The organism is Pseudomonas sp. yb_2 (assembly GCF_043103905.1).
GTDB lineage: Bacteria > Pseudomonadota > Gammaproteobacteria > Pseudomonadales > Pseudomonadaceae > Aquipseudomonas > Aquipseudomonas alloputida.
The window spans coordinates 1-24,497 of sequence record NZ_JBICKH010000010.1 but is presented as its reverse complement, the minus strand read 5'-3'; the positions used below and the strand labels follow the sequence as shown (position 1 = coordinate 24,497).

At 63.2% G+C, this 24,497-nt stretch carries 19 protein-coding genes and 4 tRNA genes; 5 read left to right on the top strand and 18 right to left on the bottom strand.

Going from position 1 to position 24,497, the window contains the following annotated elements; genetic code table 11:
- The first annotated feature begins 51 nt into the window (after positions 1–51).
- A complete protein-coding gene (locus tag ACF8FB_RS02540; RefSeq protein WP_021784071.1) occupies positions 52–597 on the top strand; it encodes a cytochrome b in 546 nt (181 codons plus the stop codon).
- Here the strand turns inward: ACF8FB_RS02540 and ACF8FB_RS02535 are convergent.
- Both ACF8FB_RS02535 and ACF8FB_RS02530 read right to left on the bottom strand, forming a co-directional pair.
- Positions 588–1,481, bottom strand: coding sequence for a 1-aminocyclopropane-1-carboxylate deaminase/D-cysteine desulfhydrase (locus ACF8FB_RS02535; protein WP_392509969.1), 894 nt, complete (start codon positions 1,479–1,481; stop codon positions 588–590). The two genes, ACF8FB_RS02540 and ACF8FB_RS02535, sit on opposite strands and share 10 nt — an antisense overlap.
- 265 nt (positions 1,482–1,746) lie before the next feature.
- Positions 1,747–3,783, bottom strand: a complete 2,037-nt coding sequence (locus ACF8FB_RS02530) for an FAD-dependent oxidoreductase (protein WP_392510973.1) — start codon at positions 3,781–3,783, stop codon at positions 1,747–1,749.
- Between the two features lie 326 nt (positions 3,784–4,109).
- Between ACF8FB_RS02530 and ACF8FB_RS02525 the strand changes: the two genes are divergently transcribed.
- The 4 genes from ACF8FB_RS02525 (at position 4,110) to ACF8FB_RS02510 (ending at position 9,363) form a co-directional block, all read left to right on the top strand.
- The gene (locus ACF8FB_RS02525; protein WP_392509971.1) at positions 4,110–5,342 is read left to right on the top strand and encodes a TULIP family P47-like protein; all 1,233 of its coding nucleotides are present in this window, start codon (positions 4,110–4,112) and stop codon (positions 5,340–5,342) included.
- A 25-nt stretch (positions 5,343–5,367) separates the two neighbouring features.
- A complete protein-coding gene (locus ACF8FB_RS02520) occupies positions 5,368–7,011 on the top strand; it encodes a TULIP family P47-like protein (RefSeq protein WP_392509972.1) in 1,644 nt (547 codons plus the stop codon).
- Between the two features lie 188 nt (positions 7,012–7,199).
- Positions 7,200–8,318, top strand: a complete 1,119-nt coding sequence (locus tag ACF8FB_RS02515) for a nitrilase-related carbon-nitrogen hydrolase (RefSeq protein WP_010953016.1) — start codon at positions 7,200–7,202, stop codon at positions 8,316–8,318.
- Positions 8,319–8,322: 4 nt separating this feature from the next.
- On the top strand, positions 8,323–9,363 hold the full coding sequence (locus ACF8FB_RS02510; RefSeq protein WP_350297531.1) for an AraC family transcriptional regulator: 1,041 nt from the start codon (positions 8,323–8,325) through the stop codon (positions 9,361–9,363).
- Between the two features lie 290 nt (positions 9,364–9,653).
- Here ACF8FB_RS02510 and ACF8FB_RS02505 read toward each other — a convergent pair whose 3' ends face one another.
- The 16 genes from ACF8FB_RS02505 to ACF8FB_RS02430 all read right to left on the bottom strand — a co-directional run bounded on the left by ACF8FB_RS02505 (position 9,654) and on the right by ACF8FB_RS02430 (position 24,376).
- The gene (locus ACF8FB_RS02505) at positions 9,654–10,502 is read right to left on the bottom strand and encodes a DUF2242 domain-containing protein (protein WP_392509973.1); all 849 of its coding nucleotides are present in this window, start codon (positions 10,500–10,502) and stop codon (positions 9,654–9,656) included.
- Positions 10,503–10,702: 200 nt separating this feature from the next.
- Positions 10,703–10,779, bottom strand: a tRNA-Asp gene (locus ACF8FB_RS02500).
- A 141-nt stretch (positions 10,780–10,920) separates the two neighbouring features.
- Positions 10,921–10,997, bottom strand: a tRNA-Asp gene (locus tag ACF8FB_RS02495).
- 99 nt (positions 10,998–11,096) lie between these two features.
- A tRNA-Asp gene (locus ACF8FB_RS02490) sits at positions 11,097–11,173 on the bottom strand.
- Between the two features lie 65 nt (positions 11,174–11,238).
- Positions 11,239–11,314 (bottom strand) — tRNA-Val (locus tag ACF8FB_RS02485).
- Positions 11,315–11,533: 219 nt separating this feature from the next.
- Positions 11,534–12,307: an SDR family oxidoreductase gene (locus tag ACF8FB_RS02480; protein ID WP_010953013.1), complete on the bottom strand. Its 774-nt coding sequence runs from the start codon at positions 12,305–12,307 to the stop codon at positions 11,534–11,536.
- The gene (locus ACF8FB_RS02475; RefSeq protein ID WP_010953012.1) at positions 12,304–13,515 is read right to left on the bottom strand and encodes an O-succinylhomoserine sulfhydrylase; all 1,212 of its coding nucleotides are present in this window, start codon (positions 13,513–13,515) and stop codon (positions 12,304–12,306) included. The genes ACF8FB_RS02480 and ACF8FB_RS02475 overlap by 4 nt, the downstream gene beginning before the upstream one ends.
- Before the next feature lie 16 nt (positions 13,516–13,531).
- Complete coding sequence (purF, locus tag ACF8FB_RS02470) at positions 13,532–15,037, bottom strand: amidophosphoribosyltransferase (protein WP_003247207.1); 1,506 nt, start codon at positions 15,035–15,037, stop codon at positions 13,532–13,534.
- 42 nt (positions 15,038–15,079) lie between these two features.
- Positions 15,080–15,637, bottom strand: a complete 558-nt coding sequence (locus tag ACF8FB_RS02465; RefSeq protein WP_010953011.1) for a CvpA family protein — start codon at positions 15,635–15,637, stop codon at positions 15,080–15,082.
- A 196-nt stretch (positions 15,638–15,833) separates the two neighbouring features.
- Positions 15,834–16,478: an SPOR domain-containing protein gene (locus ACF8FB_RS02460; protein WP_392509974.1), complete on the bottom strand. Its 645-nt coding sequence runs from the start codon at positions 16,476–16,478 to the stop codon at positions 15,834–15,836.
- Complete coding sequence (gene folC / locus ACF8FB_RS02455; protein WP_392509975.1) at positions 16,462–17,769, bottom strand: bifunctional tetrahydrofolate synthase/dihydrofolate synthase; 1,308 nt, start codon at positions 17,767–17,769, stop codon at positions 16,462–16,464. The genes ACF8FB_RS02460 and folC overlap by 17 nt, the downstream gene beginning before the upstream one ends.
- Positions 17,769–18,662 (bottom strand): acetyl-CoA carboxylase, carboxyltransferase subunit beta, encoded by an 894-nt coding sequence (gene accD / locus ACF8FB_RS02450; RefSeq protein WP_004574892.1) that lies wholly within the window; start codon positions 18,660–18,662, stop codon positions 17,769–17,771. The genes folC and accD overlap by 1 nt, the downstream gene beginning before the upstream one ends.
- Before the next feature lie 222 nt (positions 18,663–18,884).
- Positions 18,885–19,505: a phosphoribosylanthranilate isomerase gene (locus ACF8FB_RS02445; RefSeq protein WP_010953008.1), complete on the bottom strand. Its 621-nt coding sequence runs from the start codon at positions 19,503–19,505 to the stop codon at positions 18,885–18,887.
- A gap of 61 nt (positions 19,506–19,566) precedes the next feature.
- A complete protein-coding gene (gene truA, locus ACF8FB_RS02440; RefSeq protein WP_014754042.1) occupies positions 19,567–20,427 on the bottom strand; it encodes a tRNA pseudouridine(38-40) synthase TruA in 861 nt (286 codons plus the stop codon).
- 137 nt (positions 20,428–20,564) lie between these two features.
- Positions 20,565–23,300 (bottom strand): FimV/HubP family polar landmark protein, encoded by a 2,736-nt coding sequence (locus ACF8FB_RS02435; protein ID WP_392509976.1) that lies wholly within the window; start codon positions 23,298–23,300, stop codon positions 20,565–20,567.
- A 71-nt stretch (positions 23,301–23,371) separates the two neighbouring features.
- On the bottom strand, positions 23,372–24,376 hold the full coding sequence (locus ACF8FB_RS02430) for an aspartate-semialdehyde dehydrogenase (protein ID WP_392509977.1): 1,005 nt from the start codon (positions 24,374–24,376) through the stop codon (positions 23,372–23,374).
- Between the last annotated feature and the right edge of the window lie 121 nt (positions 24,377–24,497).

Genomic DNA, 24,497 nt, shown 5'->3' with positions numbered 1-24,497 from the left:
TGCCTGAGCGCCAGCAAGAGCGCCTTTCCGACCTGATGACGAGGACCGATCATGGTTTCATCCAACCCCGCGACCCATTACGCGCGCCTGTCCATCGCCCTGCATTGGCTGATGCTGGTGCTGCTGGCCGCTGTCTATGCACTCATCGAACTGCGTGGCCTGTTCCCCAAGGACAGCGCCGAACGCAACCTGATGAAAGACCTGCACTTCATGCTCGGGCTCAGCGTGTTCGTGCTGGTCTGGCTGCGCCTGGCCATGCGCCTGAGCCGCCCGACTCCGCCCATCGTGCCCAAACCACCGGCCTGGCAGACCGGCCTGGCGCACCTGATGCACCTGGCACTGTACCTGATGATGATCGGCCTGCCGCTGGCCGGCTGGCTGATCCTCAGTGCCGCCGACAAACCGGTGCCGTTCTTTGGCCTGGAGCTGCCCCATCTGATCGGCCCGAACCCGGACCAGGCCAAGTTCATCAAAGGTTGGCATGAGCGTATTGGCAGCTGGGGCTACTGGCTGATCGGCCTGCATGCACTGGCCGGGCTGTACCATCACTATGTGCAGCGCGACAACACGCTGTTGCGCATGCTGCCTTACAAGTAACCGCGTCGCCCCTGCAGGCCACCCGTGTGTACGAAGATCAGGCGGCTGCCGGGCTTGAACAGCCCGGCAGCGACCTGATCACGCAAGGCCAGCAGAGCCTTGCCGGTATAGAGGGCTTCGAGCGGCACGCCAGTGCGCTGCTCGCAGTCGGCGATGAACGTCAGTAGCTCATTGTCGAATTTCCCGAAACCGCCACGGCAGGCGTCGTGTAGCTGGTAGCCGTGCGTGCCGGCCAGTGCTGCCACCGTCTCCGGCACCCCATGATCCCTGGGCACTGCCAGCGCGCCATGCACGGCATGTGCACCCGCCTCGGCCAGTACAAGGCCGGCCAAGGTAGTCCCCGTTCCGGCAGCCAGCCACCAGGCGTCATGGTCCGACCAGCCCAATCCCGCGATCTGCGCGCGCGCCTGCTGCATGATCAGCGCGCAGCCCTGCGCACCGGCCAGCCCGCCGCCCCCTTCGGGGATACAGTGCCAGCCTGGGTAGCGCGCTTGCCAAGGTTCCCAGAAGCCGGGTTCGTTGCGTGCACGGTAGCCGCCGTAGCCTAGCCAATGCAGTTCCATGCCCAGCGCCTGCAGGTCACGCACGGTTGGCGTGTCCTGGGCATGGCCGCGTAACAGGCCGACGGTGGCGAAGCCGAAGCGCTTGCCGGCAGCGGCCAAGGCGTGCAGATGGTTGGAATGGTTACCGCCGAGGCTGATCAGGCCTGGAGCATTGCTGGCGCCGGCCTGTTGCAGGTGGTGGCGTAGTTTGAACCACTTGTTGCCGCTGATCAGCGGGTCGATCAGGTCCAGGCGCAGAATGGCGGCCTGGACCTGGGCTTGCCGCAGCCAGGGCAAGTCCAGAAACTGCAGGGGGGCTGGGGGGAGGTCGAATACATGCATGGATCGCAGTTTACAGGGTAATCCCGCAAGCGCTTATAATCGATGACCTGCCCCCGCCGAGGCATCACAGTGCCAGGGTGGACGCGCATCAGTGGTTCGACACAGGCATCGACGGCCCGGTACAGACCGTCGTAGGAGCGGGTTCACCCGCGAAAGGGCCGGACCTGCTGGCCAATCTCCACCCGCCGTTCACCGTTGCCACCGCCATCGAATTCGCGGGCATGCCCGCTCCCACAGGTTTCGGGTTCACGTAGCCCCAACGGCCTCAGAGCTCAGCCGCCAACCGCGAGCCTTGGTTGATCGCCCGCTTGGCATCCAGCTCGGCCGCCACATCCGCGCCGCCGATCAGGTGCACCGACTGCCCCGCCGCCACCAGCCCTTCCTGCAGCTCGCGCAGCGGATCTTGCCCGGCACAGATCACCACGTTATCCACCGCCAGCACCTGCGGCTCGCCGCCGTCCACACGAATGTGCAGGCCGGCATCGTCGATACCCAGATACTCGGCACTGTTAAGCATCTGCACCCCCTTGTTCTTCAACCCGGTGCGGTGAATCCAGCCGGTCGTCTTGCCGAGCCCGTCGCCCACCTTGGATTTCTTGCGCTGCAACAGGTACACCTGCCGCGCCGGAGCATGCGGCTCGGCCTTGATCCCGGCCACACCACCTCGCGCCTGAAGATGGGTATCGATGCCCCACTCTTTCCAGAATGCCGCTCGGTCCTGACTGGTGGCCACGCCCTGATGCACCAGGTACTCGGACACATCGAAGCCGATACCTCCCGCGCCAATCACGGCCACCGACCTGCCCACAGGCTTGCGCTCGAGCAGCACGTCCAGGTAGCTGAGCACCTTGGCATGCTCCACGCCCGCGATGTCCGGGGTACGCGGGGCGATGCCGGTAGCCAGGATGACTTCATCAAAGCCGCCGCCCACCAGTGCCTGCACATCCACGCGGGTATTCAGGCGCAGGTCGACGCCCGTGCTTTTGACCTTGTTGCGGAAGTAACGCAGCGTTTCGAAGAATTCTTCCTTGCCCGGCACCCGCTTGGCCACGTTGAACTGGCCACCGATTTCGCTGGCGGCGTCAAACAGTGTCACCGCGTGGCCCCGCTCGGCCGCCACGGTGGCCGCCGCCAGGCCAGCCGGGCCGGCGCCGACCACGGCAATGCGCTTCACCGTACGTACAGGCAGGTAGTTGAGTTCGGTCTCGTGGCAGGCCCGCGGGTTGACCAGGCAACTGGTCAGCTTGCCGCCGAAGGTATGGTCCAGGCAGGCCTGGTTGCAGCCGATGCAGGTGTTGATTTCATCCGCACGACCGGCAGCGGCCTTGTTGACGAAGTCCGGGTCGGCGAGAAACGGTCGGGCCATCGAGACCATGTCCGCATCGCCCTCGGCCAGCACTGCCTCGGCCACTTCCGGGGTGTTGATGCGGTTGGTGGTGATCAGCGGAATGCTCACCACGCCGCGCAACTTGGCGGTGACTTTGCTGAAGGCCGCACGCGGCACCTTGGTGGCGATGGTCGGAATGCGCGCCTCGTGCCAGCCGATTCCGGTGTTGATCAAGGTCGCGCCGGCCTGCTCGATAGCCTTGGCCAGCAGCTCGATCTCGTCCCAGCTGCTGCCCCCCTCGACCAGGTCGAGCATCGACAGGCGGAAGATGATGATGAAGTTAGGCCCTACCGCACCGCGTACCCGGCTGACGATTTCCACTGCCAGGCGCATGCGGTTTTCATAACTGCCGCCCCAGCGGTCGGTGCGGTGGTTGGTGTGCGCGGCGAGGAACTGGTTGATGAAGTAGCCTTCCGAACCCATGATTTCGACGCCGTCGTAACCTGCACGCTGAGCCAGTACCGCGCAGTTGACGAAGTCGGCGATCTGCTTCTCGATGCCCGCCTCATCCAGCTCTTTGGGCTTGAACGGGTTGATCGGCGCCTGGATCGCGCTAGGTGCCACCTGCCGTGGGCTGTAGGCGTAGCGCCCGGCGTGCAGGATCTGCAAGCAGATCTTGCCACCGGCGGCGTGCACCGCCTCGGTGACGATGCGGTGCTTGTCGGCCTCTTCCTCGGTGCTGAGCTTTGCCGCACCGGAATACACCCCGCCTTCATCGTTGGGCGCAATGCCGCCAGTGACCATCAGGCCAACGCCACCGCGGGCGCGCTCGGCAAAGTACGCGGCCATGCGCTCGAAGCCGCCTGGGCGCTCTTCGAGGCCGGTGTGCATCGAGCCCATCAGGGTGCGGTTGCGCAAGGTGGTAAAGCCCAGGTCCAGCGGAGCAAGCAGGTGCGGGTAGCGGTCGGCGGCCATGGAAAGGTCCCCTGATGGCGTGATCACGGAATGCGGGCACCTCACTGGGTGGCGGGCCCCGTCGTTTGTCTGCCTGCGACATTAAACAGCCGTTTGAATTGCCTCAATGATCAAAACTGACAAGTTAATGATCGTGATGAACAGCAGAGGCAGCGACTGTCGGGAAGGCTCCAGAACTTCAGCGCTATAAGGTTCGCCTGGCTTGATCGCCAAACAGTCTCCCCGCGCATTTGCCAGACAACGCGGCTCTGCCAGACTCTTCAAGCACGTTTGATCATCCACCCATGGAACGTGGCGCCTACTCAGTGCGCCCGGAGGGTTCGCTCATGCTGACAAAAGGATGGGACACCATCAGCATCGTTCGCCAGGACAGCGTGAACAGTGACCTGGCAGCCAGCTGGAACAGCCTCGACCACGAATTTTCCTACACCTCGGATGAAGGCTACGCCTGCCACGGGGTGTTCGACTGCTGGTCGGTCATCAACGGTGGCGGCGGTCGCTTGCTGCGCCTGCGCATGCCTATACGCTCAGGTTTTTTCGAGGCCAGTGGCACCAGCCGCTCGCTGGCCGGCGCGGTTGCCATCATCGAGGTCACCCTGTCGCTGTTGCCACAAGGCAACGGCCAGGTGCAGTTGAAGTCGGCCTTCCTGCACAAGGCCGGAGCCACTCAACCCCTGCAGGGCGACGAAGGCGGCTGGCTGCGCGGCATCACCCTGCAAGACCCCGACGGTTCGCTAGGTCCTTTCGCCTCCGTGGTGTTGGACTGCATCTGCAACTACCTGGTCGAGCATCCCCTACAGTTCACCCATACCTTCGCGACCATCAACTTCAGCAAAGCCACTGCCCCGGAATGGGCCAGACCGCGAAAATGTACCTATGCGTACCTCGATTCAGGTTTCCTGGCGATCATGGCCGTATGTACCGAACGCGACATCAGTGGGCTGCCACTGGATATCGATGTGTCGGGTATCAGCCAGGGTGGACAGTCGAGCTATGTGCTTTCTCCACGCATGGTCCTGGAGCATCTGGTACTGCCCGGGCTGCTTCAGCTTTACCAGGGGGCCACGGCGCAGGACTACCGCTTCGACAATACGCAAATGGTCAACATACCGACCTTGCGCATGAAGGCCATCAAATCAGGGGCGATCTGGTACACCCCCGTTGTCTTCGCCGGTTGCAACCCTGCACGAATGCTCGGTGACTTCATCACCGTCGACTATAAGGGCGACTGTGACCTGCACGCAGGTATCGACATGAAGTGGAACGGCTGGCTGAGGATGAAGCTGGTGCTCGATGGCAACACCATCAACTTCGTCAAGCAATCGTCCGACTTCAGAAAGGAAGTGCATATTCCCTGGTACCTGGCCTGGCTCTCGCCCATCGTCAGCCTGATCACCCACATCGTCGCCGCTGTGATCTCCGATGACCTGATCAGCGCCATCGCCGCGCGTGGCGGCTCGGTCAAGGCCGACACCATCGATTGCGTGTCCTGGAGCAACGACACGCATACCGCTTCGTCGAGCTACCTCGCCGAGGCCCTTGTCATCAACTACGTGTGACCCCACCAACACAAGGAGCCGTATCATGAGCAATGAAAGCAAGGTCATGCTGTCCGGGTTTGCCCAACCCATCTCGCTGCGCCTCGATCACCTCAATGAAACCGCGCGCCAGACCCTGCGCGAATCGCCCCTGTACCGCAACGCGGCGCTTGTACACAGTTCCGAAGACACCTTGCGCGCCGCGCAGCTACTGACCAATGCCGGAACACTGGCCAGTACGGTCACGACCAATGGCTGGGATACCGTGAGCATCTGCCGGGTCTCTGCGCTCAACCAGCGCATCGCCCTGGAAAAAACCTACCCCGCCAGCATAGACGCCGGGGTCGACAGCTTCTCGCTCAAGGCCGACTTCGACGCCTGGTCGATTACCACCGGCGGCGACGGGCGCAACGTCAAGGTACGCATCCCCTTCGGCTCAGGGACATACAAGGGCCTGAACGGCAAAACCTACCAGGTCCAGGGAATGTCTGCGGATGTCTACGTCAAGCTCAGCTACTTCCCGGCGCCCAATCCAGTATCGGCTTCAGACGGCACGTATGAACTGCAAGTCAACACCCAGGCAACGGACCCGGATGACCCGATCGCGGCGGTGATTGCCCTGAGGGACCCGAACAACGTCTTGAGCGGCATTGACCAGAGCGTGATGCGCGGCGTACTCGAAGACTGGCTGAACCAGCCCGAGAACCTGAAGAAGTTCGACACCCTGTTCAGTACCGTACTGATCAACAACATGGGCAAGGAAAGCGAGGAATTCAAATGGCTGCGGGCCACCTCCATGAGCTATGCCTATACCGACAAGAACAGTGAGGAAAGCAGCATCTTCGGGGTGCTGGCCATGACCAACGAGCGTGACTCCACGGGATTGCCGAACCAGTTGCCTGCCGTGATGCTGGCTGCGGACAACAATGCCAACTTCCTCATCAGCCGGGAGATCTTCGTCAAGTACCAGTTGCTGGCGGCATTGCCGTTCATCTTCGAGGGTACCACCGAGGCCAACTTCACCCTGGATGCAGCGGGCACGTCCATCACTGCCAACGACCTGAAGCTCGATAGCGTCAAGTTTGGAGCCATCACCTATCACCCCGTGGCCGAAAAGTTCGATATCAACTTCGACGAGTCCTATATCCGCACCGAATGCAAGGTACGCACCGATATCTCACCGGGTGTCGTGGCCTATACCCGTATCGTCACCAAGCAGACGCTGCAACTGGGCGTCAACGACAAGGGCGAACAGGTGATGGTATATGCCATGGTCGGAGACCCGGATGTCCAAAACACGACAGACATCGCCACCTGGGTGGTCATCACCGAAGCCATCCTGGGCGCAATTGCCGCCGTGGCCACCGCCGTGGCGGGTGGCGTGGGCGGCAAGGTGATGGCGTTGATCGTCGGCATCATCGCAGCGTTGGTGGTGGCCATTGTCAGCATCGTCATCCACGTGATCATCGAGCGCGTGGTGGCGGGTGGGGTAACCAACAACATTCCGTCCATAGCGCCCATGGTCAAAGTGGCGGCGAACCAGGTCAAATGGCCATTCAGTGAACCGGATGCCTTTGTCCTGACCGACATCACCTACTCCGGTGCCCTGATATTCGGTGGCTCGCTGAAGTTGCTCGAGAAATTCTGCATCCAGGACAAACGTCTCGCCCTGGCGACGCTGGCCGCCTGACCCTGCCAACACAACCCCGGGCTCAACGCCCGGGGTTCGTTGCACGCCCATCGCCATTCCTTTGGTATGATCAAAAGTCGATTGTGCATGGATCCATGCAGTGCGCTGCTCAAACCGATCACAAGGCGCGAGATTGCGGCTGCATCGCTCCGTATGGCCACTCCACTTTTAGCGAATACCCACGCTTGATGCGAAAACTCCTGGCAAGCGCCCTGGCGCTGGTGATGATCGCCGCCCTCTGCGGCTATGGCTTCTGGACCCAACAGCGCCCGGAAGGCCACTACCTGTCCGACCTGCGCATCGAACTGGCGCTTAACCATGGCGTACCGGGCGAGCACGGCAACCTGCTCGGTGTCGAACCACTGCTGTACCCCGGCGACTATCAAAACCTGCAACGCCTGCACCGCAAGCTCGCAGCCTATCTGGAGCAAGCCCGCGCCCAAGGCCTGGTGAACCCGCGCACCGTGGTGGTGCTGCCGGAACACATCGGTACCTGGCTGTGGGCGCGCGGAGAGAAGAACGAGCTGTATCAAGTCACCCAAAGCCACGAAGCCCGACAATGGCTGGAACTGAGCAACCCGCTGCGCTATGGCCTCGCGGTTCTTGGCGCTGACGGCGACGACTGGCGCGCCGATGCGCACTTGCGCATGAAGGCCGAGCAGATGGCCGCAGACTACCAGCAGCTGTTCGGCGGCCTGGCCAGGGAATTTGGCGTCACCTTGGTGGCCGGTTCGATCGTGCTGCCCGAACCTTATGTGAAACAAGGCGTACTGCATACCGGCCGTGGCCCGCTGTTCAACAGCAGTGTGGTGTTTGCCGGAGACGGCTCGCTACTGGGGCAGCCCCAGCGCCAGCAATATCCCGACAGTGAAATGCGCCGCTACGTCCACCACGGCCGCCAGCACCCGCTGCAGGTCGTGCAGACCCCGGCCGGGCGCCTCGGGATACTGGTGGGCAGTGACAGCTGGTACCCGGAAAACCACCAGCAACTGACTGAACAAGCCGTACAACTGGTCGCCAACCCGGCGTTTCTCAGTGGCAAGGGCAGTTGGCAAGCACCCTGGCGGGGAAATCGCCATCAGGATGCCAGCGCCGGGCTGGCCTTGCAGCGCGGCGAAGTCAGTGAACAGACGGCTTGGCAACGCCTGACCGAAGTGGCCGGAACCGGCATCAGCAGCATGAGCGTGTTCATGCGCGGGCAGTTCTGGGAACAGGGCAGCGATGGCCAGGGCTTTGCTCGCCAGTCGGGAGCGTTGCTCGCCGGCCCCCCCAGCCCAGGCGCCCGCCTGTTGAATGTGTGGTTGTAAACCCATGGCCCGCCCCCGCGTGCGCCTGGGCGAACTGTCGGTTGGTTTTGTCCAGCCTTTGAGCGAAGCCCTGCGCGAGCTGGGCCACGACCCTGAACCATTGCTGCGCCGCTACGGCCTGGACGCGACCCGCCTGAGCGAAGCCGGCGCACGCCTGTCCATACCCCGCTACATGCACCTGGGCCACGCAGCCATCGAAATGAGCGGTGAGGCCGCTTTAGGTCTGCGTATGGGGCGCCTCAGCCGGCTGGCGCATACGGGCCTGGCCGGGGTCACTGCGGCCCAGGCCCCCACCCTGGGCGAGGCCGCGCGTACCCTGCTGCGTTTCGAGCCGCTTTACGCGGCCAACTACCGCGGCCATTCCAGCTTTGAGGAAGATGCCCAGGGCGCCTGGCTGCGCTTCTATTCCATCAGCCCCTATAACGACTACAACCGCTTTGTGGTCGACTCACTGCTGGCCGGCTGGCTGGCCCAGTTGGCCGAGCTGGCCGGCACCCCGGTGCAGGCCGAACGCCTGGAGATCGAGTTTGCCGCGCCCTCCTATGCCGCGCGCTATCAACCGCTTTGCAGCACGCCTGTGCAGTTCGCCGCCGACGGCAATCAGCTGCGTCTGAGCCGCGCTACCTTGCAACTGGCCAACCCCGGGCATTGCCCGAGTACCTGGCAGCACCTGTTGCAGTTGTGCGAAGCAGAGCTGCTGCAGCGCACGCGGGTGCGCAGTCTGGGTGAGCGCATCACCCACCTGCTGGGCCCGCTGCTCAATGGCGGCCGTGAACCGGACCTGGAAGAAGTGGCGCTGCACTTGCAGCTACCAAGCTGGACCTTGCGCCGCAAGCTCGCGGAGGAAGGCACGCGCTTTCGCGACCTGCTCAACGAAACCCGGCGCGACCTGGCCGAGACCTACATCCGTGACACGGCGCTGGCCTTTGGCGAGATTGCCTATCTGTTGGGGTTTGCTTCGGCCGAGGCCTTCCAGCGCGCATTCAAGCGCTGGACGGGCCTCACGCCGGGGGAGTTCCGCCGCAGCCAGCGGCAGCCGAGCTAGAGTTCGGTGGCGTCGTCGGCCGGTTCCGGGGTGTCCAGTTCGTAAGCCTGGGTTTCGAGTAGTTCTTCCTGGTATTCATCCATTGCCCTGCGTCCTCTTTGCTCATTTTGCCTTTGTAGGTATCGCCTTCAGCCTAAGCAGGTGGGATGAAGGGATGATGACAAGCTTATGAGTGGTAAACGTAGCAGGTGTTCAGAAAGTTATCGCGGGGCGTCTGTAACAGGGGATGTTTACAGCCTGAACCGGCCCTTTCGCGGGCTGCCGGCGAAAGGGTCGGTTCAGGCGACCCATCAAAGGGAGGGGGCGGCGGCCTCGGCCGGCTGGGCATCCTGCTGCACCTGAATGGGTGCAGCTTCGGCCGGCGGGGCCACAGGCTGCGAACCCTGGCTGTCATCCACCACCGGCGCCGCTGGCGCCTCGCTGGCCGGGGCTACCCCCGCAGGTGCAGGCGTCGCGTCAACCAACGGCGCAGGTGCAGGCGCCGCGTCAACCAACGGCGCAGCTGCCGGGGCCGGCGCCACCGGGTTCGCCGCCGCCTGCTCCGGCAGCCCCAGGTCCACCGCCGGCTTTTCCACCTTGGGCGCCTCGACCTTGGCCTTTTCGACCTTCTTCGGCTTGGGCAGGTAACTCTCCACCAAGGCAAAATAGCGGTCATAGAACTGCGCCGCGGTCACCGTCTCGCTAGCTACCTTGACCATCGAGTCGTCACTGGAGCCGATCGGCATTGACACCGAACCCAGCACCCCCACACCCAGGCTGGCGGAGGTGTTGGACTTTTTCAGCGCATAGCGGTCCTGGAGGGCGTTGGCGAACATGGTCGAGCGCTGATCGTCGCTCACGTCCGGTGCACAGGTGACATTGAAGCTGATCTGCAGGTGGTTCTCGCTGTTTTGCTGAAAGCTCTTGTTACCCACCACCTGGTTGGCGCCGCTGCTGGTGATGATGTACCCCTGGCTGAGCAAAGCACGCCGGGCGGCCTCGCAAGAGCCGGCATCGCTCACCGGAAAGCTGCGCGAGAAGGTACCCGAGTCATCGAAGTTCTCGTGCTCGTAGACGGCCGCTTTTTTTGAGGAACAACCGGTCACGCCCGCCAGCACCAGGGCCAGCCCGAGCGCACCAAAGACGGAAGATCTGGTCATTGCGAATTCCGGGTATGTCGGGAAAGTGCCTATTGTGCAACACAGCAGGCAGGCACAGGAACCGCTGGTCGGTGAAGAATCTGTCAGGTTGGTGCAAATCTGGGTAAAGGCAGGCACTTGTCAGGCGCACCAACGAAAAAAGCGACCCGAAGGTCGCTTTAACGTTGCGTCAAGGCGTTCATGGGGCCTTGAAGCGAAGATGGCGCAGCGGACGGGACTCGAACCCGCGACCCCCGGCGTGACAGGCCGGTATTCTAACCGACTGAACTACCGCTGCGTATCATTCAGGCTTGCGCCCGATTGAAACCTGGGTCTACCCTTCCGGCGCGATGGCCTCAGGGCAGGCACAAAAAAAGCGATAACGCGATCGCTTCTCTTGTGTTTGCTTCAAGGTGTTCTAGGGACCTTGAAACGAAGATGGCGCAGCGGACGGGACTCGAACCCGCGACCCCCGGCGTGACAGGCCGGTATTCTAACCGACTGAACTACCGCTGCGTATCGTTCAGGCTTGCGCCCGATTGAAACTGGGATCAGCCCAAGGCATGTGCCTTGTGGCTTCAGACCGGTGCCAGGCACCCATCTGTTACTGAAAAATGGCGCAGCGGACGGGACTCGAACCCGCGACCCCCGGCGTGACAGGCCGGTATTCTAACCGACTGAACTACCGCTGCGCAGTGCGTTCCTCTCTGGCTATCGGCTTCTTGCGAACCCGAAGCTCCAGGAACATCTCAGGAAGTGGTGGGTGATGACGGGATCGAACCGCCGACCCTCTGCTTGTAAGGCAGATGCTCTCCCGGCTGAGCTAATCACCCTCGCGATGTTGCTTGTTGCGTTTGCTTCGCTGAGGCCGCGAAATTTACGCAGGTGGCGAAGCTAAGTCAATAGCCCCATTGAATTTTTTTCAAAAAGGCAACGTGAGGTTATTGCCTGTGCCGGCCTCTTCGCGGGTAAACCCGCTCCTACAGTCGGACATTAACCGTTGTTGGAGCGGGTTTACCCGCGAAGAGGCCGGCGCAGTTTAAACAAGGTGCTCAGGTATAGATCATCTTGCGGGTCATGCCGCCATCGACCACAAACTCCTGGCCGGTGACAAATGCCGCCTGGCGTGACAGCAACCAGGCAACCATGGCCGCGACATCTTCCACGGTCCCTACCCTGCCCGTTGGATGCTGGGCATGGTCAGCTTCGCTCAACGGCTCGGCACGGCGCTGCGACGGATCACGGGCATCGATCCAGCCCGGGCTCACCGCATTGACGCGAATCTCCGGGCCCAGGCTCATGGCCAGGGCATGGGTCAAAGCCACCAGGCCGCCCTTGCTTGCCGCGTAAGCCTCGGTGTCGGGTTCGGACTGCCGAGCACGGGTAGAGGTCAGGTTGACGATCGCGCCATTGTGCGCACGCAGGTACGGCGCACAATGCTTGGCCAGCAGCATGGGGCCGCTGAGGTTGACCCCCAGCACCCGGTTCCATTGTGCCAGGCTCAGGCTTTCCAGCGTCTGGTTGTGCGGGTTGGCAATGGCCGCATTGCACACCAGCGCGTCCAGCCGGCCGAACTGCCCGAGCACTTCGGACACTCCGGCACTGACCTGGGCCTCGTCGGCAACGTCCATGGTGATGAACCAGGCGTTGTCGCCCAACGCCTTGGCCACTTTGGTACCACGCTGGCGGTCCAGATCACTCAGCACCACTTGCCAGCCTTCGCAGATCAGCCATGCGGCAATGCCCAGACCGATGCCGCGGGCGGCGCCCGTGACCAAGGCTACCCGGCCATTGTGGCCCGGGGTGCTGCCGCTGATTTCGATCACAATGCCGCCAGCCCGCGCGCCAGGTCAGCCTGCAGGTCAGCCACGTCTTCCAGACCCACGGCAACACGGATCAGGCTGTCGCGGATACCAGCCGCTTCACGCTCCTGCGGCGACAGACGACCGTGTGAGGTGGTCGCCGGATGAGCGATGGTGGTTTTGCTGTCACCCAGGTTGGTCGTGATGGAAATCACTCGGGTAGCGTCGATGAAACGCCAGGCGCCCTCTTTGCCCCCCTTGACTTCAAAGCTGACCACTGCACCAAAACCGCTCATCTGGCGCTTGGCCAGTTCGTGCTGCGGGTGGCTGGGCAGGCCGGCGTAATGCACCTTCTCCACGCCGTCCTGCTGCTCCAGCCATTCGGCCAGGGCCTGAGCGCTTTCGCAGTGCGCACGCATACGCAGGCGCAGCGTTTCCAGGCCCTTGGTGAAGATCCAGGCGTTGAACGGGCTGAGGGTTGGACCTGCGGTTCGCAGGAAACCCACCACTTCTTTCATTTGCTCAGTACGGCCGGCAACCACACCGCCCATGCAGCGGCCCTGGCCGTCGATGAACTTGGTGGCCGAGTGGAACACAATGTCGGCACCCAGCTTCAGCGGCTGCTGCAACGCCGGGGTACTGAAACAGTTGTCCACCACCAGCATGGCACCCTGAGCATGGGCGATTTCGCTGAGCGCGGTGATATCGACCAACTCGGCCAGCGGGTTGGAGGGCGATTCGACGATCAGCAGCTTGGTGTTGGCCTTGATGGCCTTTTCCCAACCGGTGAGGTCGACCAGTGGCACGTAGTCCACTTCTACACCAAAGCGCTTGAAGTACTTCTCGAACAGGCTGATGGTGGAGCCGAATACGCTCTGCGACACCAGCACATGGTCACCGGCGCTGCACAGCGACATGACCACGGCCAGGATCGCCGCCATGCCGGTGGACGTACCCACGGCCTGTTCGGCACCTTCCATGGCCGCCAGGCGCTCCTCAAAGGCACGCACCGACGGGTTGGTGTAGCGCGAGTAGACGTTGCCCGGCGTTTCGCCGGCAAAGCGCGCAGCAGCATCGGCTGCCGTGCGGAACACATAGCTGGAGGTCAGGAACAGCGCTTCGCTGTGCTCGCCTTCCGGGGTACGGTTTTGGCCAGCGCGTACCGCCAGGGTGTCGAAACCGACACCCTCGAGGTCACTGTCCAGTCGCCCGGCATCCCATTGATCCGTCATGCCGTCGCTCCCAAAATCAGTTGTTGTAAAGGTCGATGATCGCGCTGACGGCCTGGTTCTTGACCTTGGCCAAGTCGTTACGGGCCTGCTCGATGCGGTCGAGGTAGGCTTCGTCGATATCGCCAGTGACGTACTCGCCGTTGAACACCGCACAATCGAACTGCTCGATCTTGATCTTGCCGCCGCCGACCGAGTCGATCAGGTCTGGCAGGTCCTGATAGACCAGCCAATCGGCGCCAATCAACTCACCCACCTGTTCGGTGGTGCGGTTGTGGGCGATCAGTTCGTGAACACTCGGCATGTCGATGCCGTAGACGTTGGGGTAGCGTACTGCAGGCGCTGCGGAGCAGAAGTATACATTCTTGGCGCCGGCTTCGCGGGCCATCTGGATGATCTGCTTGCAGGTGGTGCCGCGCACGATCGAGTCGTCCACCAGCATCACATTCTTGCCGCGGAACTCCAGCTCGATGGCGTTGAGCTTCTGACGCACCGACTTCTTGCGCGCGGCCTGGCCGGGCATGATGAAGGTACGGCCGATGTAACGGTTCTTGACGAAACCTTCGCGGAACTTGACGCCCAACCGGTTGGCCAGTTCCAGCGCGGCAGTACGACTGGTATCCGGGATCGGGATGACCACGTCGATATCATGATCGGGGCGCTCGCGCATGATCTTGTCGGCCAGCTTTTCACCCATGCGCAGACGCGCCTTGTACACCGAGACCCCATCGATGATCGAGTCCGGACGCGCCAGGTAGACGTGCTCGAAGATGCACGGCTGCAACTTTGGCGATTCGGCGCACTGCTTGGTGAACAACTGGCCTTCTTCGGTGATGTACACCGCTTCGCCCGGCGCCAGGTCGCGGATCAGGGTGAAGCCGAGCACGTCCAGGGCGACGCTTTCCGAGGCGATCATGTATTCCACACCTTCGTCGGTGTGACGCTGACCGAACACCACCGGGCGAATGCCATGGGGGTCGCGGAAACCGACGATGCCGTAGCCGGTGATCATGGCCACCACGGCGTAACCGCCAACGCAGCGGCTGTGCACATGGGAGACCGCAGCGAACACGTCTTCTTCGGTCGGCTGCAGCTTGCCGCGCACTGCCAGCTCATGGGCGAACACGTTCAGCAGCACTTCCGAGTCGGAGTTGGTGTTGACGTGGCGCAGGTCGGACTCGTAGATCTCCTTGGCCAACTGCTCGACATTGGTCAGGTTGCCGTTGTGAGCCAGGGTGATGCCGTAAGGCGAGTTGACGTAGAACGGCTGGGCCTCGGCCGAGGTCGAGCTGCCCGCAGTCGGGTAGCGCACGTGGCCGATACCGATGTTGCCAACCAGGCGCTGCATGTGGCGCTGCTGGAACACGTCGCGCACCAGGCCATTATCCTTGCGCAGGAACAACCGGCCGTCATGGCTGGTCACGATACCGGCAGCGTCCTGGCCGCGGTGCTGGAGGACCGTAAGCGCGTCATACAGCGCCTGATTGACGTTCGACTTACCGACGATACCGACGATGCCACACATGCGACGCAACCCCTACTTTGATGAAACTTGAGTGAATAGCGCTCAGGGCTTGGACGGCCCGAGCAACTGTTCCTTGAACGGAAGATCAGCCGGAGTGCTGATCAGCCCACTGGGCGTCCATTGGTCGGTGAAACCCAGAATCAGGTTTTTCGACCAGTCGGCGACCAAGAGAAATTGTGGTATCAGGCGTGATTCCTGCCACCAGGTGTCTTGTTGAACCGGCCCCAGGCTGATCAGGCCTATGGCCACCACTACCAGCAAGGCCCCGCGCGCAGCGCCAAAGGCCATGCCCAGGAAACGATCGGTGCCGGACAGCCCGGTCACGCGGATCAGCTCACCGACAAGGAAGTTGACCATGGCCCCCACCAGCAAGGTGGCGACGAAAAGAATGGCGCAGCCAGCGATGATGCGCATCGATGGCGTCTGGATATAGCTCTCAAGATACACCGAGAGCGAACCGCCGAACATCCAGGCAACCGCACCGGCAATGATCCAGATGAGCAAGGACAAGGCCTCCTTGACGAAGCCGCGCTTGAGACTGATCAGTGTGGAGACGGCGATGATCGCGATGATCGCCCAATCAACCAAGGTAAATGCCACGGTGTTGCCTGCAGACGTTTGAGGCGGCGCATTTTACCAGAGCAGAGGGCCGGGAGTAAGCGGAATGTCAGCTGGATTGGTGTTGGGCCATTGGCAGGCAAACCCGCCCCGACAGGTTCTGGGTGAGCCTTGCAGCGGCGCTGTACCTGCAGGCGCGGGCTCACCCGCGAATGGGCGGCCTAGCCGCCCCGGGGAATCAGCTGCGCTCAGGCTGGAAGCGCACCACGAAGCCCTTGAGGCTGTTCTGACGGTTGATGGCGTCACGCACGCGCTCGGCCTCGGCGCGCTCGATCAACGGCCCCACGTAAACGCGGTTCATGCCACCCGCCGTACGGATATAGGCGTTGTAACCCTGGCTACGCAGGGTTTGCTGCAGCTTTTCGGCTCCTGCGCGGTTGGACAGACTGGCCAGCTGGATCGACCAACTGACGGGCAGGCCATTGGCGTCGATCTTCGATGGCGCGGCAGGTGCTGGTGTTGCAGCAGCTTTGGCCTCCACCCTGGGCGCGGGCGCCTGGGGCTTGGGTGGCTGAACCTGAGCCTGGGTCTGTGGCGACGGGGTGATTGGCTGGCTGGGTGTACTCGCCGGCGCAGTGGCCTCGTCGATCACCACCGGCGCCTGCTGCGCCTCCTGCGCAATAACCTGTGGCTCCGGCACGGCAACCGGCTCCACCTTCACTTCCGGCAGGCTGGGCATGGCCGGTGCCTGCGGGGCTTCGACGTGCACCTGGCGCATCTCGTCCTGGCGGGTAAACAGCATCGGCAGGAAGATAACCGCCAGCGCCACCAGCACCAGCGCACCCACCATGCGCTGTTTCATCCCTTTATCCAGCACAGCCATCTATTCCACCCTCCTGGGCGTGCCGCTCCAGCCATTCCAGCGCCTGGGCGACACAGAAAAACGAACCGAACAGCAGGATCTGATCATCCGCCGTCGCCTGCGCACATTGCCCTTCAAGGGCGGCGTCGACGCTGACATAAGACTTCACCGTGGCACCGAGGTTCGCCAAGGACGAGGCCAGCTCTGCGGCCGGGCGACTGCGCGGGGTATCCAGCGGCGCCACCGCCCAGTCGTCGATGAGGCCCTGCAGCGGCGCGATAACGCCCTCCAGATCCTTGTCGGCGAGCAGACCAAAGACCGCGAGGCGGCGCCCCTTCAGCGGCCGGGCCGCCAGGCGCCTGGCCAGGTACTGCGCCGCATGCGGGTTGTGCCCGACATCCAGCAGCAACGCTACCGGTTTGCCCTGCCAGTTCACATTACGGAGGTCGAGACGCCCAGTGATACGGGTATCCAGCAGCGCCTGGCGGACTTGCGCCGCGTTCCACGGCAGCCCCATCAGCAGGTAAGCCTGCAAGGCCAGCGTGGCATTTTCCATGGGCAGGTCAAGCAAAGGCAGGTCACGCAGCTCGACCTGCGCGCCATCGGCGGCAGTACCACGCCAGCTCCAGCAGCCATCGGCGCTGGCCAGGTCGAATTCCCGACCGCGCAGGAACAGTGGCGCGGCCAGTTCGGCGGCCTTGTCCAGCAACGGCCCGGGCGGATCCAGATCACCGCACAGGGCCGGCTTGCCCGGGCGGAAGATGCCCGCCTTCTCGAAGGCCACCAGCTCGCGGGTATCACCCAGGTAATCAACATGGTCGACACCGATGCTGGTCACCAGGGCGAAGTCGGCATCCACTACGTTGACGGTATCCAGGCGGCCACCCAGGCCCACCTCCAGCACCACCGCATCGAGCTGCGACTGGTAGAACAACCAGAACGCGGCCAACGTCCCCATCTCGAAGTAGGTCAGGGAAATATCGCCCCGCGCCACCTCGACGGCGGCGAAGGCTTCGCACAGGCGCTCATCGCTGGCCTCTTGACCATCGATCACCACCCGCTCGTTGTAACGTAGCAGGTGCGGCGAACTGTACACACCGACCTTGAGCCCCTGGGCACGCAGCAACGACGCCACGAAGGCGCAGGTCGAACCCTTGCCGTTGGTGCCGGTTACCGTCACCACGCGCGGCGCCAGCTTGCCCAGCGCCAAGCGGGCAAGCACCTTCTGCGACCGCTCCAGGCCCATGTCGATGGCCGAGGGGTGCAACTGCTCGAGGTAGGCGAGCCATTCGCCCAGGGATCGTTGTTTCATCACGCGACGGCAGCCGCCTCACGCGCTTCTTCCGGCGTTTGCTGACCGGTCATCTGCGCCAGCAGGCGGGCCAGACGCGGGCGCAATTCGCCACGGGAGATGATCAGGTCGATGGCACCGTGCTCCAGCAGGAACTCGCTGCGCTGGAAGCCTTCAGGCAGCTTCTCGCGTACGGTCTGCTCGATCACGCGTGGACCGGCGAAACCAATCAGGGCCTTCGGCTCACCGACGATGACGTCGCCGAGCATCGCCAGGCTGGCGGAAACACCGCCATACACCGGGTCGGTCAGTACCGAGATGAACGGGATGCCTTCTTCGCGCAGGCGCGCCAGCACGGCAGAGGTCTTGGCCATCTGCATCAGCGAGATCAGCGCTTCCTGCATGCGCGCACCGCCCGAAGCGGAGAAGCAAACCATTGGGCAGCGGTTTTCCAGGGCATAGTTGGCCGCACGGACGAAGCGCTCGCCGACGATGGCACCCATGGAGCCGCCCATGAACGAGAACTCAAAGGCGCTAACCACGATCGGCATGCCCATCAGGGTGCCGCTCATGGAGATCAGCGCGTCCTTTTCGCCAGTCTGCTTCTGCGCAGCGGTCAGGCGGTCCTTGTACTTCTTGCCATCACGGAACTTCAGGCGGTCGACCGGTTCCAGGTCAGCGCCCAGTTCGGCACGGCCTTCGGCGTCAAGGAAGATGTCGATGCGCGCACGTGCGCCGATGCGCATGTGGTGATTGCACTTGGGGCAGACATCCAGGGTCTTTTCCAGCTCCGGACGATACAGCACGGCCTCGCAGGACGGGCACTTGTGCCACAGGCCCTCAGGCACCGAGCTCTTTTTCACCTCGGAACGCATGATCGAAGGGATCAGTTTGTCGACTAACCAGTTGCTCATGCTTTCTTTCTCCAGTATTGGCAGGCGGGGGACGGCGTCACCGGCCCTGCCCTGCCCTTGAGCTCAAAATCTTTTATGAAACGATGGTGGACCGGCCGCCGGGGCTTCCAGCGCGCCACTCCACCGCTAATGTGTTTTTTTGCCGCCACAGGTGCTGGCATGCGGCCCGCAGGGCTGCGAAAGCTATGGACGATGGCGCGCAGCCAGCCGTCACATCTGCCATCAAGCCTGTTTCACCGCACGCATGAAGGCCTCGATCTTCGCCGCATCCTTGATGCCCTTGGCCTGTTCCACGCCACCGCTGACATCCACCGCATAAGGCTTTACCTGGGCAATGGCCTGGCCAACGTTATCGGCCGACAGCCCGCCCGCAAGGATGATCGGCTTGCCAAGACGCGCCGGTACCAATGACCAGTCGAACGCCTCGCCGGTTCCCCCTGGCACGCCCGGTACATAGGTGTCGAGCAAAATGCCGCGGGCACCCGCGTAAAGCCGACAGGCCGCCTCCAGGTCATCGCCAGGGCGCACACGCAGGGCCTTGATCCAGGGGCGGTGGTAGCCTTCACAGTCCTGCGGGGTTTCATCGCCGTGAAACTGTAGCAGGTCCAGCGGGACCACTTCGAGGATCTCGTTCAGCTCGCAGCGCGAGGCATTGACGAACAGCCCGACCGTGGTCACGAAGGGCGGCAACTCGGCAATGATCGCCCGCGCCTGGCGCACGTCCACCGCCCGCGGGCTCTTGGCATAGAAGACGAAGCCGATGGCATCGGCCCCCGCTTCGGCAGCGGCCAGTGCGTCTTCGATGCGGGTAATCCCGCAGATCTTGCTGCGAACATTGCTCATGGAACAAGAACCCTGATTGTTGCGGCGAAAGGGCGGATGTTAGCAAATGGCTTTTCGCTCGTCAGTCTGCCAACGCCTCGTAACCACTCAAAAAGTGTGGGCCGATGTAACGCTTGGGCAACGCAAACGCTTCGGGGTACTCCACCTGCACCAGGTAAAGCCCGTATGGGTGGGCCGTTACCCCACCTTCACGGCGGTTGCGCCCTTCCAGCACCTCGCGTGCCCAGGCAACCGGACGCTCGCCGGCGCCGATGGCCATCAGCACACCAGCAATGTTACGCACCATGTGGTGCAGGAAGGCGGTGGCACGCACGTCCAGCACGATCATCTGGCCATGGCGGGTAACACGCAGGTGGTAGATGTGCTTGATCGGTGACTTGGCCTGACACTGGCTGGCACGGAAGGCGCTGAAGTCGTGGGTACCGAGCAGGTACTGCGCCGCCTCGGCCATGCGATCGACGTCCAGCGGACGGTGGTTCCAGGTCACTTCTTCGGCCAGGTGCGCCGGGCGAATCGGGTCGTTGTAGATGACATAGCGGTAACGCCGGGCGCAGGCCTTGAAGCGGGCATGAAAGTCGGCCGGCATTGGCCGCGACCAGACCACGCTGATGTCGTGCGGCAGGTTGAAGTTGGTGCCCATGGTCCAGGCGCGCTCGTCACGCACGGCACGGGTATCGAAGTGCACGACCTGCCCGCAGCCGTGAACGCCGGCGTCGGTACGCCCGGCGCAGACCACCGAAATCGGCTCGTTGGCGACCTTGGACAGCGCTTGCTCCAGGGCTTGCTGGACACTCGGCACGCCGCTGGCCTGACGTTGCCAGCCGCGGTAGCGCGCGCCTTTGTATTCCACGCCCAGGGCGATGCGGGAGTAGCCTTCGGCCGCGGATTCGGCGGTAGCGGTGTCGATGATGTCCAAGAGCATGAAACCTGTGGGGTGTACGGAATGGCGGGGATTATAACGACAACGGCAGCCTCGTAGGGCTGCCGCTGATTGCGCACTGCATGCGCGGGCCTCTTCGCGGGCGCGGTCAGCCCGCCAAGAGGCCTGACCTGCTTGCATCAGACCAGCCGGGAGAGCATGTCCTCGGCTTCCTGACGCTGGCTGTCGTCGCCATCCTTGACCACTTCGTCGAGGATGTCGCGCGCGCCCTGGCTGTCACCCATGTCGATATAGGCACGGGCCAGGTCGAGCTTGGTGGCGACTTCGTCACTGCCGGAGAAGAAGTCGAAGTCCAGGTCGTCCAAAGGCTCGGGCTCTGGCTGCGCCACCGCGTCTTCACTGGTGAAATGCGGCTCCAGCGATGGCGTTTCGAGGCTCTGCGACAGCTTGTCCAGCTCGGCGTTGACGTCATTGAGCTCCGAGGCAAAGCTCTTTGCGGCCGGCGAATCGTCTTCCAGCGACAGGGACAAGTCGAAGTCCGATGGCAGGTCGAACTCGGAGACCGGGTCAAACTCCGGCTCGCTGTCGAAGGCAGCCAGTTCGGACGCAACATCCAGCGGATCTTGCTCCAGCGCCTCCGGGGCAGCCGGGGCAACCGGCTCGCTGACGTCGAGGTCGAAATCAGACAGGTCCACGGCAGGCTGAGGCTCGGCCTGAGCCAGCATGGCCTCGAAATCAGCGTCGGCGTCGGCTTGCAGCTCGGCATCCACGGCAAAGGGCTGTTCTTCTGGCTGAGCTTCTTCCTGTACGGGCTCATCCAGCACAGGTTCAGCGATTACCAGCTCGTCGGGTACGCCCCCCTGTGCGATCGGCTCTTCCAGCACGGACGCGGCCAGCGGGTCTTGATCGGCCAGGTCTTCACCCAGGCTCAGGTCGAAGGCGCTGTCCAGATCCTGCTCGGCCAGGTCCGTTGCATCGAGCGTTGGCACATCATCGAAGGCGTCCAGCTCAGCGTCAGGCGCTGCTTGCGCGACAACCTCTGGCTCAACCTGCTCTTGCGGCTCGAACCCGGACAACTCGTCAGGCACCACATCGGCAACCACTGGCGCTTCGGGCTCATCGTGCAGCAGCTCTTGCACGTACTGCTCATCCATTTCGGCAGCCAGCGCCGCCGCACCCAGGCCGGCAGCGGCCAGGCCGAGCATGGCGGGGTAACGCTCTTTCAGGCTGGCGACTTCAGCAACGTTCTGCTCGCTGGCCGGCAACTGACGCTCCTGTTCAGCGAACGCGCTCTGGTCACCCTGACGGGCGTACACGTCCATCAGCTTCAGGCGCAGGTCGTCACGCTCCGGCGCGGCGGCCACGGCGGGCTCCAGCAGCTCGGTAGCACGATTAAGGCGGCCTTCGGCCAGGCATTGGTCAACTTGCGCCAGCAGCGCGGCGTGCGGGTCTGCTTGTGGTTCAGGCTCGGGTGCTGCCTCGGCGACCGGTTCTGCCACTTTTTCCGCAGCGACGGCAGCTGCAGCCGAAGCGGCAACCACAGCCGGCGACAGGGTTACACCCGGCTCGGGGGCTTCGACGCCGTCGAAGCTCTCGGTATCGCTGTCGAAACCTGCGCCCTGCTCTTCTTCCAGCGCCCGCGCCATGCGCAGGTGCTTCTCGGCTTCCTGCTGGGCCTTGCGCTTGCGCGCCAGCAGCCACAGCAGCAGTGCCAGCACCAGAATGCTGGAACCGGCAATCACCCCCAAAAGCCACGGGTTGCCCAGGACCGAATCGAGCGCACCCTTCGGCTGGCTGGCGGGTGCTGGCTGGGTGTCCGGCACAGGCTGGGGTGCGGTATCGGCAGCAGCAGGTGCCGGATTGACCACGGGCTGCTCCGGGGTATCGGCAGCCGCTGCCGACGCGGCTGCGCCCTGGCCTTCCAGGCGTGCCAACTGGTTGTTCTTCAGCTCGATCAGGCGCTGCAGCTTGTCCAGCTGGCTCTGCAGGTCGGCCATGCGGCTTTTCAGTTCTTCGTTGTCGCGACGGCTGGTGTCCAGGCTTTCTTGGGCCATGGCCAGCTCGTCATTCAACGCCTTGGCCTGGCCTGCACCGGCCTGGTTGCCCGGGCTGACCAGGCGCAGGTTGTCGCCCTGGGCGATACGCGACGGTGCAGCCTCGGCGGCGCCACGGCGAGTGGCATCCAGCTGGCGGGCACGCGGTCCCAGGCGACGGCCTTCACGCCAGGCCGCATACTGCTCGGCCACCTCGCGGTTCGCCTCGCCCTGGGCGATGCTCTGGATCTGCTGCTGGTCGGGCAGGCGCAGTACCTGGCCAACCTTCAGCTGGTTGATGTTGTTGCCGATGAAGGCATCCGGGTTCAAAGCCTGGATCGCGATCATGGTCTGCTGGATCGATCCACCCTGGGTGTTACGCGCGGCAATCTGCCACAAGGTGTCGCGACGCTGGGTGGTGTAGCTGCTGGCACCGGTGATGGCCGGTGTGACATTGCCTGCCGCCGGCTGTTCGCCCTGTGCCTTGGCCTGGTCGAGCAGCACGCTATAGTCACGCAGCAGGCGGCCCTGCGGCCACATCACCTGCACCAGGAACTTGACCACCGGACCTGGCAGCGGCTGACTGGAGGTCACGCGCAGCACACTTTTGCCGTTGGGGTTGATCACCGGTGTGAAGGTCAGGTCTTCGAGGTAGGTCGGAAACGCCACCCCGGCCTTGCTGAACTCTTCCGGTGGCGCCAGGCTCGGCGCCACTTCGGCGGCTTTGAGGTCGCGCACGTCGAGCAATTCGATCTCGGCGTCCAGTGGCTGATTCTGCGCCGACTTCAGGGTCAGCTCCCCCAGGCCCAGCGCATTCGCCATGCCAGACGACAGCGCGGATGCTGCAGCCATGGCCAGAACCAGTTTGCGAATTCGAAGCATGACCTCTTCCCTTGTATGAATCGTCCCGAAACCTGCATGCGGAGCAGGACAAAAGTGCTCGCCAGTATCTTTTACGGCATGTGTTTAATCAACAATTGCGCCACTTGCACGGCATTGAGCGCGGCGCCTTTGCGCACGTTGTCAGTGGTTAGCCAGAGATTGAGTTGCTGGTCTTCATCAACACCGTGACGTACACGTCCAACATAGACCACGTCTTGGCCCACTGCGTCACCTACCGGGGTCGGATAATCATCGTTTTCCACCCGCTCGATGCTGTCGGCTGCCTCCAGGGCCTGGTTGACCGCTGCCAGGTCTACCGGGCGACGGCTTTGCACGGCCACACTGAAGCTATCGCCGAAAAACACGGGGACTTGAACACAGCTCACGGAAATCTTCAGTTCAGGCAGGCCCAGCAGTACGCGCAGTTCGCTGACCAGGCGGCGCTCCAGCGCAGTATGGCCCTGCTCGTCGGCAGCACCGACCTGGGCCAGCAGGTTGAATGCCACCTGGCGGTCGAAGAAACGCGACTCCAGCGGGCGGGCATTGAGCAGTTCGGCGGTTTGCCGGGCGAGCTCGCTGACCGCTTCACGGCCTTGCGCAGACACCGCCAATGCGGCCATCACTTGCACCCGCTCGATGTCCAGCAGGCCTTTGAGCGGCGCCAGCGCGACGGCCAGGGCTACTGCGGCCGAGCATGGGCTGACGATACGCGCTGGCAACGACAGGCTGGCCAGGCGTTCGGCGTTGGCTTCCGGCACCAGGGCCAGGGCGTCGTCCAGGCCGCCGGACAGGTCGATGACCGTGCAGCCCGCCTGCAGCGCCTTGCCGGCAAAGCTGCGGCTGACGGCGGCGCCGGTGGCGAAGAAGGCCAGCTTGACCTGGGCGAAGTCGAAGCTGTCGACTTCGCGCACCTTCAGTTTCTTGCCAGCGAACATCACGCTGCTGCCCGCCGATTCCATGCTGGCCAGCAGGTGCAGAGTGGCAACCGGGAATGCCAGTTCTTCGAGTATCTGCACCAAGGCTTCACCGACGCTGCCGGTGGCGCCGACGACGGCGATATCCAAAGGGTGTGTCATGGAAGGGATCCTTTTGCTGTAAACGGCGGGGGCGGCACTTTACTCGGATTGTAGGGTTTTGTCTGTGCCTCCCCCAGCGTTGCCTATTGCTGTAGCTATTGCTGTTGCTGTTGCTGTTGCT

Excerpts from the sequence above, each read along its gene's own strand:
- ACF8FB_RS02540 (WP_021784071.1), top strand. The coding sequence starts at position 52 with ATGGTTTCATCCAACCCCGCGACCCATTACGCGCGCCTGTCCATCGCC.
- ACF8FB_RS02535 (WP_392509969.1), bottom strand. The coding sequence starts at position 1,481 with ATGCATGTATTCGACCTCCCCCCAGCCCCCCTGCAGTTTCTGGACTTG.
- ACF8FB_RS02530 (WP_392510973.1), bottom strand. The coding sequence starts at position 3,783 with ATGGCCGCCGACCGCTACCCGCACCTGCTTGCTCCGCTGGACCTGGGC.
- ACF8FB_RS02525 (WP_392509971.1), top strand. The coding sequence starts at position 4,110 with ATGCTGACAAAAGGATGGGACACCATCAGCATCGTTCGCCAGGACAGC.
- ACF8FB_RS02520 (WP_392509972.1), top strand. The coding sequence starts at position 5,368 with ATGAGCAATGAAAGCAAGGTCATGCTGTCCGGGTTTGCCCAACCCATC.
- ACF8FB_RS02515 (WP_010953016.1), top strand. The coding sequence starts at position 7,200 with ATGCGAAAACTCCTGGCAAGCGCCCTGGCGCTGGTGATGATCGCCGCC.
- ACF8FB_RS02510 (WP_350297531.1), top strand. The coding sequence starts at position 8,323 with ATGGCCCGCCCCCGCGTGCGCCTGGGCGAACTGTCGGTTGGTTTTGTC.
- ACF8FB_RS02505 (WP_392509973.1), bottom strand. The coding sequence starts at position 10,502 with ATGACCAGATCTTCCGTCTTTGGTGCGCTCGGGCTGGCCCTGGTGCTG.
- ACF8FB_RS02475 (WP_010953012.1), bottom strand. The coding sequence starts at position 13,515 with ATGACGGATCAATGGGATGCCGGGCGACTGGACAGTGACCTCGAGGGT.
- purF (WP_003247207.1), bottom strand. The coding sequence starts at position 15,037 with ATGTGTGGCATCGTCGGTATCGTCGGTAAGTCGAACGTCAATCAGGCG.
- ACF8FB_RS02460 (WP_392509974.1), bottom strand. The coding sequence starts at position 16,478 with ATGGCTGTGCTGGATAAAGGGATGAAACAGCGCATGGTGGGTGCGCTG.
- folC (WP_392509975.1), bottom strand. The coding sequence starts at position 17,769 with ATGAAACAACGATCCCTGGGCGAATGGCTCGCCTACCTCGAGCAGTTG.
- accD (WP_004574892.1), bottom strand. The coding sequence starts at position 18,662 with ATGAGCAACTGGTTAGTCGACAAACTGATCCCTTCGATCATGCGTTCC.
- ACF8FB_RS02445 (WP_010953008.1), bottom strand. The coding sequence starts at position 19,505 with ATGAGCAATGTTCGCAGCAAGATCTGCGGGATTACCCGCATCGAAGAC.
- truA (WP_014754042.1), bottom strand. The coding sequence starts at position 20,427 with ATGCTCTTGGACATCATCGACACCGCTACCGCCGAATCCGCGGCCGAA.
- ACF8FB_RS02435 (WP_392509976.1), bottom strand. The coding sequence starts at position 23,300 with ATGCTTCGAATTCGCAAACTGGTTCTGGCCATGGCTGCAGCATCCGCG.
- ACF8FB_RS02430 (WP_392509977.1), bottom strand. The coding sequence starts at position 24,376 with ATGACACACCCTTTGGATATCGCCGTCGTCGGCGCCACCGGCAGCGTC.